12 protein-coding genes are annotated in these 17,478 nt (G+C 72.0%); 8 read left to right on the forward strand and 4 right to left on the reverse strand.

Annotation, left to right across the window (positions count from 1 at the left end; translation table 11 throughout):
• Nucleotides 1–178: 178 nt before the first annotated feature.
• Complete coding sequence (locus ACIGWZ_RS15885; RefSeq protein WP_400064831.1) at nt 179–1,441, reverse strand: condensation domain-containing protein; 1,263 nt, start codon at nt 1,439–1,441, stop codon at nt 179–181.
• 440 nt (nt 1,442–1,881) lie between these two features.
• On the opposite strand from ACIGWZ_RS15885, the gene ACIGWZ_RS15890 reads away from it, so the two are divergent.
• The 3 genes from ACIGWZ_RS15890 to ACIGWZ_RS15900 all read left to right on the forward strand — a co-directional run bounded on the left by ACIGWZ_RS15890 (nt 1,882) and on the right by ACIGWZ_RS15900 (nt 6,103).
• Nucleotides 1,882–3,528: an AMP-binding protein gene (locus tag ACIGWZ_RS15890; RefSeq protein WP_400064832.1), complete on the forward strand. Its 1,647-nt coding sequence runs from the start codon at nt 1,882–1,884 to the stop codon at nt 3,526–3,528.
• Between the two features lie 3 nt (nt 3,529–3,531).
• Nucleotides 3,532–4,767 carry an MDR family MFS transporter gene (locus tag ACIGWZ_RS15895; RefSeq protein WP_400064834.1) on the forward strand — a complete coding sequence of 412 codons (1,236 nt, stop codon included), beginning with the start codon at nt 3,532–3,534 and terminating at the stop codon, nt 4,765–4,767.
• A gap of 94 nt (nt 4,768–4,861) precedes the next feature.
• Nucleotides 4,862–6,103, forward strand: a complete 1,242-nt coding sequence (locus ACIGWZ_RS15900) for an ATP-grasp domain-containing protein (RefSeq protein ID WP_400064836.1) — start codon at nt 4,862–4,864, stop codon at nt 6,101–6,103.
• A 24-nt stretch (nt 6,104–6,127) separates the two neighbouring features.
• On the opposite strand, the gene ACIGWZ_RS15905 is transcribed toward ACIGWZ_RS15900, so the two are convergent.
• On the reverse strand, nt 6,128–6,973 hold the full coding sequence (locus tag ACIGWZ_RS15905; protein ID WP_400064838.1) for an NAD(P)H-binding protein: 846 nt from the start codon (nt 6,971–6,973) through the stop codon (nt 6,128–6,130).
• Nucleotides 6,970–8,076, reverse strand: coding sequence for a PP2C family protein-serine/threonine phosphatase (locus tag ACIGWZ_RS15910; protein ID WP_400064840.1), 1,107 nt, complete (start codon nt 8,074–8,076; stop codon nt 6,970–6,972). The genes ACIGWZ_RS15905 and ACIGWZ_RS15910 overlap by 4 nt, the downstream gene beginning before the upstream one ends.
• Before the next feature lie 291 nt (nt 8,077–8,367).
• Here ACIGWZ_RS15910 and ACIGWZ_RS15915 point away from each other — a divergent pair, with 291 nt between their 5' ends.
• From ACIGWZ_RS15915 to ACIGWZ_RS15935, 5 genes are all read left to right on the forward strand, one after another.
• Nucleotides 8,368–9,336 carry a cyclase family protein gene (locus ACIGWZ_RS15915; RefSeq protein ID WP_400064842.1) on the forward strand — a complete coding sequence of 323 codons (969 nt, stop codon included), beginning with the start codon at nt 8,368–8,370 and terminating at the stop codon, nt 9,334–9,336.
• A 262-nt stretch (nt 9,337–9,598) separates the two neighbouring features.
• Nucleotides 9,599–12,445, forward strand: a complete 2,847-nt coding sequence (locus ACIGWZ_RS15920) for a SpoIIE family protein phosphatase (RefSeq protein WP_400064844.1) — start codon at nt 9,599–9,601, stop codon at nt 12,443–12,445.
• Nucleotides 12,446–12,612: 167 nt separating this feature from the next.
• Nucleotides 12,613–14,142: a sugar ABC transporter ATP-binding protein gene (locus ACIGWZ_RS15925; RefSeq protein WP_400064846.1), complete on the forward strand. Its 1,530-nt coding sequence runs from the start codon at nt 12,613–12,615 to the stop codon at nt 14,140–14,142.
• Nucleotides 14,143–14,144: 2 nt separating this feature from the next.
• A complete protein-coding gene (locus ACIGWZ_RS15930) occupies nt 14,145–15,182 on the forward strand; it encodes an ABC transporter permease (RefSeq protein ID WP_400064848.1) in 1,038 nt (345 codons plus the stop codon).
• Between the two features lie 83 nt (nt 15,183–15,265).
• Nucleotides 15,266–16,369 (forward strand): substrate-binding domain-containing protein, encoded by a 1,104-nt coding sequence (locus ACIGWZ_RS15935; protein ID WP_400065396.1) that lies wholly within the window; start codon nt 15,266–15,268, stop codon nt 16,367–16,369.
• A gap of 100 nt (nt 16,370–16,469) precedes the next feature.
• Here the strand turns inward: ACIGWZ_RS15935 and ACIGWZ_RS15940 are convergent, their stop codons facing one another.
• Nucleotides 16,470–17,249: a class I SAM-dependent methyltransferase gene (locus ACIGWZ_RS15940; protein ID WP_400064850.1), complete on the reverse strand. Its 780-nt coding sequence runs from the start codon at nt 17,247–17,249 to the stop codon at nt 16,470–16,472.
• Nucleotides 17,250–17,478 lie beyond the last annotated feature (229 nt).

Genomic DNA, 17,478 nt, shown 5'->3' on the forward strand with positions numbered 1-17,478 from the left:
AGCGGTCGGTCGGCGGGCGGGCGGCCGGGCGGACCGGCGCGGCGGAGTCTTCGGCGGCGGGCCTGCGCCGCCGGGGCGCCGCGGAAGTCCGGCGGGACTCCGCAGCCGGTGCGGGGATTCACAAGTGGGTGGGCGGGGTGGGGCCTCCGTGGCGGCGGGCCGGGCGGCGGCCGCTCGTTCAGCAGCCCTCGGCCGCGGACAGCAGGCTCTCGTGCATGTCCCACAACAGTGCGGCGCACCGTTCACGGCCGAGGTCCTTGGCGGTGAGGCGGACGGTGAGGGCGTCCTCGCTCTCCAGGGCGCGGGCGTAACATCGCGGGCCGATGGTGGTGAAGGGCTCCTCCCAGGTGACGGTGGGCGGACGGCCGGGCACCGGCTCCCGGCGCGGTGCGGCGTCCAGTGGTGCGGGGTCCGGTACGGCCACGTAGTTGAAGGCGCAGGCCGGTTCGGCGGCGTCGGGCAGCTCGGCGCGCAGCGCGGCGACGGCGGTGACGTCGTGCATGCCGTGGCGGAACGCACCGAGGCCGCTCCAGTGCACGGCGGCGGCCAGTTCGACCAGGTCGTCGTTGCACGCGTCCTCGATGAGCGCCGGCACCCACTGGTTCATCGACGTCACCAGGTTCTTCCAGCGGCCGGCGAAGCGGTTGGCGCTCATCAGCTGCACCAGCAGCGCGTCGGTGCCGCACATCCGGGCGACGGCGCGGGCGTAGGCGGCCAGGACGACGCTGGCGACGGAGACCCGCGCGCGTTCGGCGAGGGCGTGCGCGGCGGGGCGGGCGGCTGCGGAGTGCAGCGTGCCCTGGACGACGCCGCCGACCGTGTCGGCGGGGCGCGGCAGGGCTGCCACGGGTGCGCGGCCCAGCAGTTGCTTCCAGTGGTCGAGCGCCGCGGACTGCCTGCGGAGCCCGGCGGCGGAGTGCTGTTCGGCGGCGAGGTCGGCGGGTCCGGGCGGCGGGGGTCCCAGCCGTTCGGGGTCGGTGAGCGCCTGCCGGAATTCCTGATGGAGCAGCTCTTGGGCCCAGGCGTCGGCGGCGATGTGGTGTTTGACGAAGAGCAGGTGCGCGGGGACGCCGGACCGGGTCAACAGCCGGGCCCGCCAGCCGTGTTGGCCGCCGAGGTCGAACGGTTCGGTGGCCAGTGCGGCGGCGAGGTCCGCGGGTTCGGCGGTTTCGTCCTCGAGCGTCGGCAGCGCGTCGTCCCAGTCGGTGTCGGGCGGCAGCTGGCCGGGGACGTCGGGGTCCCGGACGTCGTAACGCGTCCGCAGTGACGGGTGGCGGGCAACGATCGCGCGCACCGCCGTACGCACCTGCTGCGCGTCGACGCCGCGCGGCAGGGGCCAGGCCGCCGCGTTGTTCGGCTCGTGCCGGCGGGCGGCCGGCAGGCTTCGGATGTCGTGCCATACCGAGAGCTGCCCCAGCGACAGCGGATCTGCCTCGGACATACGCTCCCCCATTGGCGCACTTCCATTATGCGGAATATGAATTCCATGCAGGGATGACGCTGCCACAATTCGCCGAAGTCTGTCCAGAACCAGCCATCGCCGGATGCGCCCGCCCCCTCGCGAGCCCGAACCCCCCACGACGGCAGGCCCCTTACGGGGGGGCGCCGAAAGCGCACCCGACGACCACTCCGCAACGGAAACCCGAAGTCGGCAAAAGTGACCCACCTCACATCCCATCGCCATGGCGACCATGAGAGCCTGAGTGTCACTTCCCGGAACTACCTTTCCACGTAACGGAAGTTCGAAAGAAGGCGGCGGCCGCAGCGACCGACGGCCGGGCACCCGCACGGGACGGCCGCCGCGCCCCGAGCCATGGCCGCGCAGCCCGCCCCGCCCGCCCCGGACCACCGTTCTCGAACACCACGAGGGGTCTTAGCAACGTGAGTCAGCAGCCGCCCGCCCCGGCCGATTCCGTCGGGGAATTCCTTCACGAGTTCCTGCTCGACCCCGCCCGCCACTCCCCCGACGCCCCCGCCGTCGTCGAGTCCGCCCAACCCGGCCACCCCCTCACCACTACGTACGCGGAACTCGGCGCCCTCGTGGACGTCTACGCCGCCGGTCTCGACGCCCTCGGCATCGAGACCGGCGCCCGGGTGATCCTGGAGTCCGACACCACCGCGCACGCCCTGGCGCTGCTGCTCGCCTGCTCCCGGGCGGGCCTCACCTTCATCCCGGTGAGCCCCGAAATGCCGCACCCGCGGCTGCTGTCCATCGTCGCCACCGCCCGGCCGGCCCTCCACCTCCAGCCGCCGGACGGCACCCGCACGGACCTCCCGCACACCGTCGGAACCGCCCGGTTCGGCCCCACCGGACTCACCATCGAGCGGGCCCCCGAGCGACACACGCCCCGGCGCCGGGTGCCCTGCGCCACCGACCCCGCGTACATCATCTTCACCTCCGGCACCACGGGTCGCCCCAAGGGCGTCGTGATGAGTCACCGGGCGGTGATCGCCTTCTACCGGGGCATGCTGGCGCACCGCATCGCCACGCCCGAGGACCGCATCGCCAGCACCTCCCCCCTGCACTTCGACTTCTCCCTGCTCAACATCGGCCTGGCACTGGGCAGCGGCGCCAGCGTGGTGCCGGTCCCGCAGGACCTGGTGCGCTGGCCCCGGCATCTGCTGCGGGTGCTGCGGGAGACCGGGGCCACCCAGGTCAACGGCGTACCGTCGATCTGGCGCCAGACGCTGCGCTACGAGCCCGAGCGGCTGGCCGCCCTCGACCGGCTGCGCGGCATCCTCTTCTGCGGCGAGGAGTTCCCGCTGCCCGAACTGCGCAGGCTCCAGCAGCTCCGGCCCGACGCCCGCATCATCAACTGCTACGGCGCCACCGAGTCGATGGCCTGCTCCTTCAAGGACGTGCCCAACCCCCTGCCCGACACCGTGGAGAGGCTCTCCATCGGGATCGCGCACCCCGGCGCGGAGATCCTCCTCGTCGACGAGACCGGCAACGTCGTGACGGAACCCGGCGTGCTCGGCGAGATCCATCTGCGCAGCCCCGCGCTGTTCTCCGGGTACTGGGACGATCCCGCCGCCACCCGGTCGGCACTGGTCCCCGACCCGCTGTGCCCCCAGTCCGGCCAGCTCGTCCTGCGCACCGGGGACCTGGCGGTCCGGCGGGAGGACGGCGAGTTCGCCTTCTGCGGCCGGACCGATTCCCAGGTGCAGATCAACGGCAACCGCGTCGAACTGGGCGAGGTGGCACGGAGGTTGACGGATTTCCCCGGCGCCACCGCCGCGACCGCCATGGTCCTGCCGCGGCCCGACGGCGGCGTGCGGCTGACCGCCTTCGTCGTCCTCGCGGCGGACCAGGCCGGGACGGACCCGGCCGAGCTCCGCGACTTCTGCGCACGCACCCTGCCCGCGTACATGGCCCCTCAGGACATCGAGCTGCTGGACCGGCTGCCCACGACCGCGAACGGCAAGGTCGACCGCGCCCTCCTGGCGGACATGGCGGGGGCGGACCGGCCGGGCGCGGCGCCGGCCGGGCCCCTCGACCGCGTGCGCCGACCGACCCCGGAGAAGTGAGCCTTGAGCGGAATCGACACGCCCCGTACGCAGACCGGTGAGCACTCCCGAAGCCGGCTCCGCGCCTCCGTCCGGGTACGGGTGGGTGGGCTGCCCGGCGCATTCTGGGTGCTGTGGGGCGGATCGCTGGTCAACCGGCTGGGCTCCATGGTCAATCCGTTCCTGAGCCTCTATCTGACCGCGGTCAGAGGCGTCTCGCTCGCCGACACCGGCATCGTGCTCGCCGTCGTCGGCGTCGGATCGGTCCTGTCCCAACCGCTCGGCGGCTTCCTCGCCGACCGCTTCGGCCGCCGGGTGGCGCTGACCGGCGGGATGCTGGCGAACGGCGCGACGCTGCTCGCCCTCGGACACGCCCAGAGCCTCACCGTGCTCGTCGGGTGCTGCTTCGTGCTCGGCATCACGATCGACCTGTTCCGCCCCGCCGCCCAGGCGCTGGTCGCCGACGCCGTGCCGGACGCCGACCGGACCCGCGCCTACGGCCTCCTGTTGTGGGCCGTCAACCTCGGGTTCTCGGTCGCCATGGTGATGGGCGGCTTCCTCGCCTCCCACGGGTTCCAGCTGATCTTCTGGCTGGACGCCGGGGCCTGCACGGCCTTCGGGGTACTGGTCTGGCTGGCCATCCCGGAAACCCGCCCGGCCGTCCGGGAGGCGGCCGCGGGCGGCTATCGCACCGTGCTGCGCGACCGCGTGATGCTGGCGTTCGCCGGGATCATCGTGGTCTACGCGATCGTCTTCCAACAGGCCTTCGCCACCCTGCCGCTGGCGATGAAGGCCGCCGCACTGCCCAACAGCGCCTACGGAATCGTCATGGGCATCAACGGCGTCGTCGTCATCGCGATGCAGCCGCTGATCGGCCATCGGCTCACCGCCCTCGACAAGAGCCGGGTACTCGCCACCGGCTTCGCCGTCGCCGCCTGCGGCAATGCGCTGGCGGCCACCGCTTCGGCGACGGCGGGATACGCGCTGGCCGTCGCGGTATCGACGCTGGGGGAGATTCTGGTCTTCGCCACCACCGCAGCCGTCGTCGCCGCCCTCGCCCCGGCCTCCCTGCGCGGCCGCTACAACGGCCTGATCGGAATGGCCTGGGGCACCGGCTTCCTGATCGCGCCGGTCATCGGCACCCGCCTCCTCGACACCGGCTCCACGCCCCTGTGGCTGACCTGCGCCGCCCTGTGCCTCGTCGCCTCTCTCGGGCAGCTGTCCCTGGCCCCGTCGCTCCGCCGGCGCGCGGCGGGATGAGCCCGGGAGCGGGGAACGAGCCGCCGAGGCCCGGACCCACCGGCCCGACCGCCCGCCACGCACCGGAAGAAACCGCCACCGTGAAGAGAGTCCCGTGAAGAAAGTCCTGTTGATCGAGGCCGATGTCGCCGCGGGCGAGGACCTGCTGACCGCCGCCGCGGAGCTCGGCCTGGAAGCCTATGTGGCCACCCACAAGGAGCTGTTCCTGCGCTACCGGCCCGAGTTGCGGTCGAAGATCGCCGCCCCCGTCTTCACCGACTTCCGCGACCCCGCGGCCGCCCTGGACCAACTGGCTGCGTTCTGCCGCACGACCGGCATGGACGCCGTCGTCGCCTGCTGGGAGTTCCTCTCCCCGCTCGCCACCCGGCTGGCGGCCGAGCTGGGGCTGCCCGGCCATCGCCCCGAACTCGCCGACGCCTGCCGCAACAAACGGCTGATGGCCGAGGCGTTCGCGGCCCGCGGCGTGCCCTGCCCGCGCACCGTCGTCGCGGCCGATCCCCCCTCCCTCGCCCGGCGGATCGCGGCGGCCGGGCTGGCCTACCCCCTGGTCGTCAAGCCCGCCGAGAACGCGGCCTCGATCGGGGTGTCCGTCGTCCGGTCGCCGGAGGAACTGCCCCGCGCGGCGCTGCTCGCCCGGTCCCAGACCCACAAGTTCCCGCACGGCATCGCGCTGGACACCACCCTGCTGGCACAGGAGTACGTGGACGGGGACGAGTTCAGCGTCGAGACGATCGTCACCGACGGCGAGGCGCACCACCTGGCCCTCACCGAAAAGTTCACCGCCCAGGGCACCAGCCGCGCCGAACTCGGCCACACCGTGCCGGCCCAGCTGCCCCCGCGCCTGAGCGCAGCCGTCCGTGCCGCCGCCACCGAAGCCCTCGCCGCGCTCGGGTTGCGCCACGGCATCGCGCACACCGAGGTGAAGGTCGACCCGCAGGGCCGGCCGAAGATCATCGAGGTGGGCGCCAGGCCCCCCGGTGACCACATCATGAGGCTGGTCAAGGAAGCGCTCGGCATCGACGTCGCGCGCGCCTACCTCCAGGCCACGCTGGGCGAACGCCCCGACCTGACCCCGCAGCGCGCGACGGCCGCCGCCATCCGCTTCCTCACCGCTCCGCGGGCCGGCACGCTCCGGTGGATCAGCGACCTCCCCCGAGGTGAGCACATCGTCGCCGCCACCCTGTCGAAACTGCCCGGCGACGAAGTCGGCGGCCCGGACGACAACATGGGGCGCATCGGGCAGATCACGCTGCGGGCGGCCACCACCGCGGAGGTCAACACCGCGGCCGCGACGGCCCTGCGCTCCCTCACCGTGGAGATGGTCACGCCGCAGTGAGGGGCGCTCGGCCGCGGTGCTCGCTCAACGGAACGCGTCGGCATGGTCGTTCGCCCAGTCACGGAACGTGCGCGCCGGCGTTCCGGTGATCTCGTGCACCGTGGCGGTGATCACGTCCGATTGCGGCCGCGTTTCGGCGCTGGCCAACAGGGCTTCCACCAGGGCGGGCGGCCGACCGTCAGCGAGCATCTGCTCCCGTGCGGCCTGTACGGGGACCTTCTCGAAGCGCAACGGCCGGCCGATCGCCTCCCCGATCGCGTGCACCTGCTGGGCCCTGCTGACCACCTGAGGACCCGTCAGGATGTACGTCGCGCCCGTATGCCCGTCATCGGTCAGCACGCGTACCGCCACGGCCGCGAGGTCGCGCTCGTGGATCACCGCCGTGGGGGCGATGTCGGGACCGCGGACGACGCCCGCGCTACGGATCTGCTCCGCCCAGCCCCGCGCGTTGGAGGCGATCGTGTTCGACCGCAGGACGGTCCACGCCAGGCCGGACCGTGCGATCAGGCTCTCCATATCGGCGTGGAGCTGGTTGATCGGGTCGGTCTGCCGTTCGGCGTCGTCCTGCACACCCGACGAGGAGAGGTAGACGATGCGGCGGGCGTGTCGTCCGATCGCGTCCAGGACGGCGGGTGCGCCCTCGGTCGTGAGGAAGGGCCACACCAGGAACACCGTCTCCGTCCCCGTCAGCGCCGCCGCCAACGAGTCCGGCTCGGAGAGGTCGGCTTCTGCGGCCTCGGCGCCCTTCGGGAGTCCGGCCGACCCGGCATGGCGCGCAAGCGCGCGTACGGGGGTGCCCTCGGCGACGAGCTGGGCAACGATCTGGCGGCCGACATTGCCGGTCGCACCGGTCACGAGGATCTTGGTCATGATCCGATCAACCCGACCGGGCCCGGAATATTCCGTGCGGCCGGATCCCGTCCGGCTTCGTCGAGCCGGACCGCGAGGAGCATCGCCACATCGTCCGCCAGGCGGTCCTGGGTGTGCCGGATCAGTCCCTGGTGCAGTTGCTCCAGGAATTCCGGTGGGGTGCGGGCGTGCACCGCTTCCATCGCCTCGGGCAGGGGGAAGAATTCGTCGTCGCCGTTGCGGGCCTCGGTGACGCCGTCGGTGTGCAGCAGCAGACAGTCGCCGGGTGCGAACGGATAGCTCTCCGCCCCGGCGGGAGGGCCGGTGAGGAAGTCCTCCAGGCCGAGGGGCGGCAGCGGCTCGCTGGGCATCAGGGCCCGGGCCCTGCCCCGGCTCAGCACCAACGGAGGTGGATGGCCGCGGTTGACCAACTGGACGACGGGGCCGTCCGGCACCTGGGCCACGAGCGCGGTGACGAACCCCTCCACCAGCACATCGTGATCGACGGCATCGGGCACGGCGCGCTCCCGTTGCAGCGCGGCCGCGCAGTGGTTCATCACCTCGACCAGTTCGTTTTCGTAGTGCACGGCCTCCCGGAACGCGCCCAGCACGGCCGCGGCCGCGCGCACGGCGGGCAGTCCCTTGCCCCGGACGTCCCCCACGATCATCCGGACCCCGTACCGGGTCTGCACCGCCTCGTACAGATCACCGCCGATCTGCGCCCCCGTCTCCGCCGCGAGGTACTTGCTGGCCGCCCGCACGGGTCCCAGCCGGGCGGGTACCGGCCGCAGCAGCACCTCCTGTGCCGCGACGGCGATCCGGCGGACCTGGTTGAGCTCGTTCCGGGTACGCGTACGCACGCCGCGGCTCAGGAGGAAACTGGCCACGGAGACCAGGAGAAGCGCCACAAGGTTGGAATAGACCTGCTGGCTGCCCCACGCCTGGTTGTAGGTGGCGGTGGTCACGCTGACGGCCAGCGCCAGAACCGCTGCCGAGACGGTCCCCTGGGGGCCCAGCGTCACCGCGGCCAGCGCCGGTGTCGCGGTGAGGAGGGGGCCGGTGTAGAGAAAGTGCACAGGTGAAAGCTCGATACCCACCACGAGCAGCGCGATCGCGAAGGGCACCCCCTGCGCGACGGTGACGAGGGCCCGGCTATGACCGCCCGCTCTTGGCCGAGGAGATGCGCGGAGCTGCGACCGCATAGCTACAGCCTGCCTCGACGCAGCGCAATGTTCCACCGGTCGCGGTGGTGGTGCTGCGGCTGCGGGCGGCCGCCGAGCGGGTCATGATCGAGTTGTCGGCGGTCGGCGGGACCATGGGCGATCCGCCGTCTCCCGTCGTCCGCCGAGGGCCCGCCGCACCGGAACACGCAGCACGGACCACAGCCCGTCCGCCCTTGGAGCGCTGAGTAGCAGATGACCGGTAACCCCAGCGATGCACCGACCTCCCCGCCCTCCGTCACCGGCAACGGGCCCGCCGTCTCCCGCCAGGAGTTCGACGCACTGTTCGAGGCCGTCCGTACGTGGGGCCGTTGGACTCCCGCCGACCGCGGCGCCTGGAACCGGGTGACCCCGGAGCGGGTACGGCGGGCGGCTGCCCTGGTCCGGTCCGGAACGGTCGTCCCGATGGCGCGCCCGTGGGACACCGCGCCCGGCCCGGACAACATCAGGCCCGCCCTGCACTACATGTCCGACCTCGGCGACGTCGAGGCTCTCGAACCCTCCGTCCACAAAGACTTCCTTGCCGTCGACTACCACGGCAAGGCGGTCAGTCATCTGGACGCCCTCTCCCATATCGCCTACCGCGGGGATCTCTACGACGGCCGTGCGGCGCGCGAGCTCATCGACTCCGGAGGCGCCCGCTTCGGCGCCGTATCGGCGCTCGGCGCCCTCGTCACGAAGGGCGTACTGCTCGACCTGCCGGCCGTTTCGGGGTGCGCATGGCTGGAGCCCGGGCGGGCCGTGCACGCCGAGGACATCGTGGGCGCGGAGGAGGCGCTCGGCGTGACGATCGGCGAGGGCGATGCGGTGCTGCTGAGGACCGGCAGCTTGCGCCGTCGCCAGGAGCTGGGCGCCTGGAATCCCGACGCGGCGAGCGCGGGCCTCCATGTGGACGCCATGCCCCTGCTGGCCGAGCGCGGTATCGCCCTGCTCGGCGGCGACGGCGACAGCGACGTACGTCCCTCGCCGGTCGACGGACTGCACTCGCCGGTCCATGCGCTCGCCATCGCCGCGATGGGGGTGCCGCTCCTGGACAACCTCGATCTCGAAGCGCTCTCCGCGGCCGGCGCCGCGGCCGGCCGTTACGCGTTCCTGTTCCTGGTGGCTCCGCTGAACGTCCCCGGCGGCACGGGCTCGCCCGTCAATCCGATCGCGGTGCTCTGACGGCCGCGCGGCGCCGCCGCGCAGCCCCAGAAGGACCAGGTCACCACCGTGATCGCAGCGACGGGCGGGCGCTTTCTCGGTGGCCGCCCGGGGCGACCGAGTCCCGGGATCCGCCCGCCTCGGGTGCGTCCGCTCCCCGTTCTCTCGCCTGGTCGCGCTCGGCACCGCCGCATACCCGAAGTCCTACAATTGGCACAAATGGTGCAGCCGCTCCGGCGTACGAGTGGCCATAAGGGCACGTACGGATGTGGAAGTGATTCGGATGGGGCTCATGGGAGACGGGATCGGCCCCGCACGTGCCCGTGAGCGGTTCCTTCGCGGTGAGTCGGTCCAGGGGACCGTGCGCGGCTCGATCCTGAGTTCGTGGCAGCGTTCCCAGTCGCTGGGGCTCTCCCCGGAAGGATGCGAGCTTCCTTTCCGGCAGGATCTCGACCTGGACGGGCGGCTGGTCCGCGCCGCCGGGCCCGTACTGGACCGGCTGCAGTCCAGGTTCACCGGCCGGAACATGAATGTGTCCCTCGCCGACGGACGCGGCGCCGTGCTGCAACGTCGTTTCGGTGAAGTCTCCGCGGTCAGGCATCTGGCCGCGATCCAGAGCGTCCCGGGTTTCGTGTTCGCCGAGCAGTTCGGCGGGACGAACGGCATCGGTCTGGCGCTCGCGGAACGGCGGCTGATCAACGTTTATGGCGCTGAGCATTTCGCCGAACGCTCTCAGTCAAATGCATGTTCGGCAATTCCCGTCCGCGATCTGCTGAGCGGGCGCATTGAGGGCATCCTCTGCTTCGGCTATCCGATCGCCGAGGCGGACCTGGCGCTGAACGGGGTCATCCGCCGGGCCGCCGGAGCCATCGAACGGCGGCTGCTGGAACAGAGTTCGACGCGGGAGCGCGCCCTGCTCCAGGCCTACCTCGACGCCAGGCGCCGCTCGTCAACCGGAGCCACGACCGGCAACGGGCAGCCGGGCGAGCTTGCCGAGAGCGGGCTGGACTGGCGTGACCAGCTGATCCTCGAGGAGAAGGCCACCGATCTGATCGCCTCGTCCCAGCGCGCCGCCGTCGAGGTACCCCTGCCGGGCGGCCGGCGGGTCACCTTGCTCAGCCGGCCGGTGACGAGCTCCTGCGGGGTGGAGGGCGTCGTCATCGAAGCGGTCCTGCCCACCCGGCATCAGCGCGTCGCCGTCCACAGCGAAGCCGATGTGTCACCCGGGCCCCTGGCACCGCAGGCCCTCGCTCCGGCGGTCGCGGAGGCCGGGCATGTCCCCGGCGCCGTACCCGGCCGCGCGGCCACGGCGGTACGCGCACCCGGCACCGACGAACGCACCGCCGAACGTGCGACCAGCGGGCTGGTGCTGGTGGGCGAGCCGGGAGTGGGGAGATACGCCGTGGCGGCCCGACGCCGCCTGGAGCTGCTGTCCGAGGCCAGCACCCGCATCGGCACCACCCTGGACGTGAGCCACACCGCCCGGGAACTCGCCGAGATGGCCGTCCCGCGCTTGGCCGACTTCGTCACCATCGACCTGTTCGAGGCGGTACTGAGCGGCGACGAGCCGACCGACCCGCACGCCGATCTCCACCGCACGGTGGTCCACGGCTTTCGCGGGGACTGTCCCTTCTACCCCGCCGGTGAACGGGTCGACCTGCGCCCCACCACTCCCCAACTCCGTTGCCTGGCCGGCCGGGAGCCCGTACTCGAGCCCGATCTGAGGGCGGCCCCGGGCTGGATCGCCCAGGATCCCGGGCATGCCCAGCGGCTGCTCGACCACAACGTCCACTCCCTCATCGCCGTCCCCCTCCTCGCCCGCGGCATGGCCCTGGGCGTAGCGAGCTTCTACCGCTCCCGGGACCCCGCCCCCTTCGGGGACGACGACCGCTCGCTTGCCCAGGAGCTCACCACGCGCGCCGCCATCTGCATCGACAATGCCCGCCGTTACACCCGCGAGCACACCATGGTCCTGGCGTTGCAGCGCAGTCTGCTGCCGCAGCGCTTCCCGGAGCTGAACGCCGTCGAGGTCGCCTACCGCTATCTGCCGGCCGAGTCCGGGGTCGGCGGAGACTGGTTCGACGTCATTCCCCTCTCCAGCAGCCGCGTCGCCCTCGTCGTCGGGGATGTCGTCGGCCATGGGCTGCACGCCGCCGCCACCATGGGCCGGCTGCGCACCGCCGCCCGCAACTTCGCCGAACTGGATCTCGCCCCCGACGAAGTCCTCACCCACCTCGACAATCTCGTGGGCCGCCTCGACCGGGACGAGGGCAGCGAGGAACCCTCCGCCGACAGCACCGACATCATCGGCGCCACCTGCCTGTACGCCATCTACGACCCGGCCTCTCAACAGTGCGTGATGGCCCGGGCCGGCCACCACCCACCCGCCCTGGTCCGCCCCGACGGGGGCGTGGTGTTCCCCGACCTTCCCGGCGGACCGCCTCTGGGCCTGGGCGGTCTCCCCTTCGAAACCGCCGAGTTCCACCTCCCCGAGGGCAGCCAGATCGTCCTCTACACCGACGGCGTCGTCGAAGACCGCCATCGCGACATCGACACGGCCCTCGACCAGCTGGGCCGGGCCCTGGCCCACCCGAACCGCCCGCCCGAGGACACCTGCGAGGCGGTGATCCGGACCGTGGTGCCCAGCCACCCCGCCGACGACATCGCCCTGCTCGTCGCCCGCACCCACGCCCTGGACCCGCACCGGATCGCCACCTGGGAGCTGCCCGCCGACCCGTCGCTCGTCTCCGGCATCCGTGCCGCCGTCACGCGCCAACTGGCCGAATGGGGGCTGGACGAGGTCGCCTTCGCCACCGAACTCCTGCTCAGCGAGCTGGTCACCAATGCCATCCGCTACGGCACCGGCCCCGTCCAGGTACGCCTGCTCTACGACCGCACGCTGACCTGCGAGGTCTCCGACACCAGCAGCACCGCGCCGCACCTGCGCCACGCGGCCACCACCGACGAGGGCGGCCGCGGCCTGTTCCTCGTCGCACAGCTCGCCCAGGCCTGGGGCACCCGCTACACGGCCGACGGCAAGGCCATCTGGGCCGAGTTCGCCCTGGAGGTGCCCGGCGGAATGCCCGGCATCGCCGAGACGTATTTCGACGACATTCCCGCTATCCAGTAGCCCATCCGGCAGAGAAGCCAAAGAGGGCCGTAGCATGCGGAAATGTGGCAAAAGGTGCTGGTGGTGCGGCGCGCGGGCACACAACGCGGCGCGATCGCCCCTGCGAAGCGCGCGGCACCGTTACCGCTCCCGTCGGGAAGAACAGCGGCCGACCTCCGGAGAAGTCTGTGCATGACGCTCCTGACCTCACCCCTCCCCCGCGCCGTGGCCCAGCACCCCTCGTCCGCATCGACGGTCTCAGCAAGCGGTTCGGTGGCACGCTCGCGCTGGACGCGGTCGACCTCGACATCGGCTCCGGCAGCATCCTCGCCCTGCTCGGTCCCAACGGAGCCGGGAAGTCCACCCTCATCAAGGTGCTCGCGGGCATCCACCACGCGGACGAGGGCGAGGTGACGGTCGCCGGGCACCCACTCGGCACCGAAGCGGCCACCCGCACCATGTCCTTCATCCACCAGGACCTGGGACTGGTCGAGTGGATGACCGTCGCCGAAAACATCGCGCTGGGCACCGGCTACCCCCGCCGCGCCGGACTGCTGTCCCGGCGGCTGGCGCACAGACAGTGCACCGAGGCCCTGGGCATCGTCGCCGCGCACCTCGACCCGCGCACCACCCTCGCCGACCTCCCGCGAGCCGAACGCTCCCTGGTGGCCATTGCCCGCGCGCTGTCCACCGAAGCCGAACTCATCGTCCTCGACGAGCCGACCGCCAGCCTCCCGGCGGCGGACTGCGCCCGGCTCTTCGACGTACTGCACACCCTGCGCGACCGGGGCCACGCCATCGTCTACGTCACCCACCGTCTCGACGAGGTGTTCAGGGTCGCCGATGCCTTCGCCGTCCTGCGCGACGGCCGCCTCATCAGCCACGGCCCGCTCGCCGACTACAGCCCCGCCCGGCTGGTGCACGACATCGTGGGCCACGAACCGGGCAGCTACCGCTTCGCCCCCGCCGCGGGCCCGGCCGTCCTGCGCCTCGACGGCGTACGGACCGAGAACACGGCACCGGTCAGCCTGGAACTGCGCGGCGGTGAAATCCTCGGCATGGTGGGCCTCACCGGCGCCGGGCACATGGAACTGGGCCGTGCCCTCGCCGGATCCCGGCCGCTCCTCGACGGACGGGCGCTGCTCGACGGCCGGCCGTACGCCCCGGGCACGGTCTCGGCCGCAGTCGACGCCGGCGTCGGCTTCGTGACCGGCAACCACGAGGAAGAGGGCTGCGCCGCCGAACTGACCGTGCGGGAGAACTTCCTGGCCAACCCCCGGGCGGGCGGCGTGCCGGCCGTGCACTGGATCAGCCCCCGGCGCGAGCGGGCCGAGGCCACCGCCCTCGTCGAGCGGTTTGCGGTGTACCCCCGGGACAGCGAGGCGCCGATCGCCACCCTGTCCGGGGGCAACCAGCAGAAGGTCATGGTCGGCCGGTGGCTGAGGACGAGCCGAAGCCTGCTGATCCTCGAGGAGCCGACCGCCGGGGTGGACGTCGGCGCCAAGACCGCGCTCTACCGCCTGCTCCAGGACGCGCTGGCCGACGGCCTCGCCGTCCTGCTCCTCTCCACCGACTTCGAGGAGGTCGCCAACGTGTGCCATCGCGCCCTGGTATTCGTCCGCGGGGCGGTGACGGTGGAGCTGAGCGGCAAGGCCCTCACCGTCGCCGAACTCGCCCGCGCCTCCTCGGCCATGGCCGCCCTCACCGGGACGACGTGACGATGCCCCCTTCCCCTCCCCCACCGGGCCGCCGGCTCGGACACCTCATCGGCGCCTACGGCCTCGTGGCGCTCACCGCCCTGCTGTTCCTGGCCTTCTCGCTCGCCCTGCCGAACACCTTTCCCACCCTGGACAACATCTCCGCGGTCCTGTCCAACCAGTCGGTGCCCGCCATCCTCGCGCTGGGCGCGATGATCCCCATCGTCACGGCCAAGTTCGACCTGTCCATCGGCTACGGACTCGGTCTCGCGCACGTCATGACCCTGCAGCTCATCGCCACCGAAGGGTGGCCCTGGCCGCTCGCCTGCCTCGTGGTGGTACTCGGCGGGGCGGTCGTCGGCACCGTCAACGGGGTCGTCGTCGAATTCGCGAGGATCAACTCCTTCATCGCCACCCTCGGCACCGGCAGCATCCTCTACGCCCTCACCGGCTGGATCACCAACGGGGCCCGGATCGTCCCCGGCCCGCACGGCCTGCCGGCCGCCTTCACCGACATCTACGACTCCAGGTTCCTCGGCCTGCCGGTGTCCGCCTTCTACGTCCTCGCCCTCACCGCCGTGCTGTGGGTGCTCCTGGAGCGGCTGCCGCTCGGCCGCTACCTGTACGTCATCGGCTCCAACCCCCGCGCCGCCGACCTGGTGGGCATCCCCACCCGACGCTATGTCCTCTACGCCTTTGCCGGATCGGGGCTGATCGTCGGTATCGCCGGGGTCCTGCTCGCCGCACAGCAGCGCATCGGCAACCCCAGCGTCGGACTGGACTACCTGCTGCCCGCGTTCGTGGGTGCGCTGCTCGGCTCCACCGCGATCAAACCCGGCCGGGCGAACGCCCTCGGCACCCTGATCGCCGTCGTCGTCCTCGCCATCGGGCTCGCCGGCATCGGCCAGCTGGGCGCCCAGTTCTGGGTCACTCCGCTGTTCAACGGCGCCACCTTGCTCATCGCCGTCGGCATGGCCGGCTATGCCGCTCGGCGCCAGCTACGCCATCGACGGACGGACCCTCCCCGAGCGCCCCGCGACATTCCGGAAGTCGGCTCATGACCGCCGCCGTCACCACCGCGTCGCCCCCTCCCCGAGGAGCCCTTGCACATGGGACCGCCCTTCGCCGCGCGGTGGTACTGGCCATGGCCGCCGCGGTGATCGCCGGCTGCGAGCGCGGCGCGTCGACCGGCGGTGGGCCCCCCTCCGCAGGGTCGGCAGGGCCCGGGTGTCCTACCGTCCTGGCCAGAGCCAAGGCGGCCGTTCGGCATTCCGAGCAGACCGACTCGGCCAGGAACGGCCCGGCCAGTGGCCCCAAGGCGGTCTCCGGCAAAACAATCGTCTACGTCGCGCAGACCATGACCAACCCCGGCGTCGCAGGCGCCGCCAAGGGCGTCGAGGAAGCCGCGAACGTCATCGGCTGGCGCGTCCGGGTGATCGACGGCCAGGGCACCCCGGCCGGGATCCAAGCAGCATTCAGCCAGGCCATCGCCCTTCGGCCCTCGGGCATCGTCATCGGCGGCTTCGACCCCGGCCTGACGTCGCAGCAGGTCGCGAAGGCCGACGCGGAACACATCCCCCTCGTCGGCTGGCATGCGGTCGCCTCCCCCGGCCCGAGCAAGCACCCCGAACTCTTCAGCAACGTCACCACCAGGGTCGGGGACGTCGCGAAGATCAGCGCGGACTGGGTGATCACGCACTCCAACGGCAACGCCGGGGTCGTCGTGTTCACGGACGCCTCGATCCCGTTCGCCAAAACCAAGTCCGACCTGATCAAGAAGGAGCTCGCCACCTGCTCCGGCGTGAAGCTGCTGGCGGAGGAGAACATCCCGATCTCGGACACCAGCAGCCGAACCCCCCAGGAAGTCTCCTCACTCCTCTCCCGCTTCCCTGACGCCTGGACACACTCCGTAGCCATCAACGACGTCTACTTCGCCGACGCCGCCCCGGCCCTGCGCGCGGCACGCAGAAAGGGCGGGGGCGCCCCCTTCAACATCGGCGCGGGCGACGGCGATCCCTCCGCCTTCCAACGCATCAACAGCAGGCAGTTCCAGACAGCCACCGTCCCCGAGCCCTTCTCCCAGCAGGGCTGGCAGATCCTCGACGAATTCAATCGCGCCTTCTCCGCAAAGCCCGCCAGCGGCTACGTCGCCCCCGTACACATCGCCACGGCCGCCAACAGCCGCGGAGCCACCACATGGGACCCGCCCGGCTACCGCGCGACGTACCGGAAGATCTGGGGCAGGTAGCCCCCGGAACACACATGACGTCGAGTAACCGGGGAACAACCGGACGGACTCCAGGAGCCGCTTCCTGGTCACCGTGCTGCTCGGGTGTCGACGTGATGCTTCACAGCCGCCGGGCGCGCAGCACCCCTGTCCGCATGGGGAGAGTGAACTCGCCGCGGGCGGTCTCCGGTCGACTCCCGAGGAATGCGCGGATCCGGCCCAGCGTGGCCTCTTGTTCCTGTTCCGGCATGACCAGCACCCCCGCGCGCGTCGCGAGAGTCGCGACGAGAGTGTCGGCGGTGCGGCGCTGCCCGTGGGGGAATTCGGCCTGCTCCGGTGAGCCGAACCGGGCGGGCACGCCACCCCTTGGAAGGTGCATGTCTGCCGTCTCGGCGCGCCAGCCGGCGGGCGTGTCACGCGGGCCGATGGCCGCGCTCCCGCTGACCCGCGCGAGCCCGGAAACCCACTCGACCCCGTCGTCCATGACGTTCCACAGACCTGCCAGGATGCCGCCGGGCGTGAGGACCCTGGCAATCTCGGGTCCCGCGACGGCCATGTCGAACCAGTGCAGGGCGTTGCCGGCCAGCACGGCATCGACAGACGCGTCCGGCAGCGGTATCGCCTCGGCACTACCCGACAGGGCACGGACAGCCGGCAGCGCGTGGCGCAGCCCGGTCAGCATCGCCGAATCGGGCTCGACCGCAATGACTTCGGCACCCAGCGCGACCAACGTGGCGGTCAGCTTGCCGGTTCCGGCGCCGAGGTCGAGCACACGCGGCCCGGACGCCGACTCAAGCGCCCACCGCACCGCGGCCTGCGCGTAGTCCGGGCGGTGCTCGGCGTAGGCGACCGCCGCCGCGCCGAACGACGAGGCGTGAAGCAGCCGTTCGCCCTGATCCATCCGGTTACGCTAGCGATGCTGCCCGGGGGTCGACCACCCCGCGTCACCACTGCACTCCTCGGGTGAATTCGGCGTGCTGGTCCTCGCCCACTCCGAGAAGCAGGATGCCGCAACAGCCAGAGGCACACCTCGACCACCGCCGGTGACGGACGGACCACGGCATGGATGCATGCACGCCGTGTCGTCACCACACCTCGCACCCGGCGCGGGACGGTACGGCGGTTCCTCG

Source organism: Streptomyces sp. NPDC053427 (assembly GCF_044544985.1).
In the GTDB taxonomy this organism is placed as follows: Bacteria; Actinomycetota; Actinomycetes; order Streptomycetales; family Streptomycetaceae; genus Streptomyces.

Coding starts and splice junctions, on each gene's coding strand:
- ACIGWZ_RS15935 (WP_400065396.1), top strand. CDS start 15,266: ATGGCCGCCGCGGTGATCGCCGGCTGCGAGCGCGGCGCGTCGACCGGC.
- ACIGWZ_RS15940 (WP_400064850.1), bottom strand. CDS start 17,249: ATGGATCAGGGCGAACGGCTGCTTCACGCCTCGTCGTTCGGCGCGGCG.
- ACIGWZ_RS15930 (WP_400064848.1), top strand. CDS start 14,145: ATGCCCCCTTCCCCTCCCCCACCGGGCCGCCGGCTCGGACACCTCATC.
- ACIGWZ_RS15915 (WP_400064842.1), top strand. CDS start 8,368: ATGACCGGTAACCCCAGCGATGCACCGACCTCCCCGCCCTCCGTCACC.
- ACIGWZ_RS15920 (WP_400064844.1), top strand. CDS start 9,599: ATGGGGCTCATGGGAGACGGGATCGGCCCCGCACGTGCCCGTGAGCGG.
- ACIGWZ_RS15905 (WP_400064838.1), bottom strand. CDS start 6,973: ATGACCAAGATCCTCGTGACCGGTGCGACCGGCAATGTCGGCCGCCAG.
- ACIGWZ_RS15885 (WP_400064831.1), bottom strand. CDS start 1,441: ATGTCCGAGGCAGATCCGCTGTCGCTGGGGCAGCTCTCGGTATGGCAC.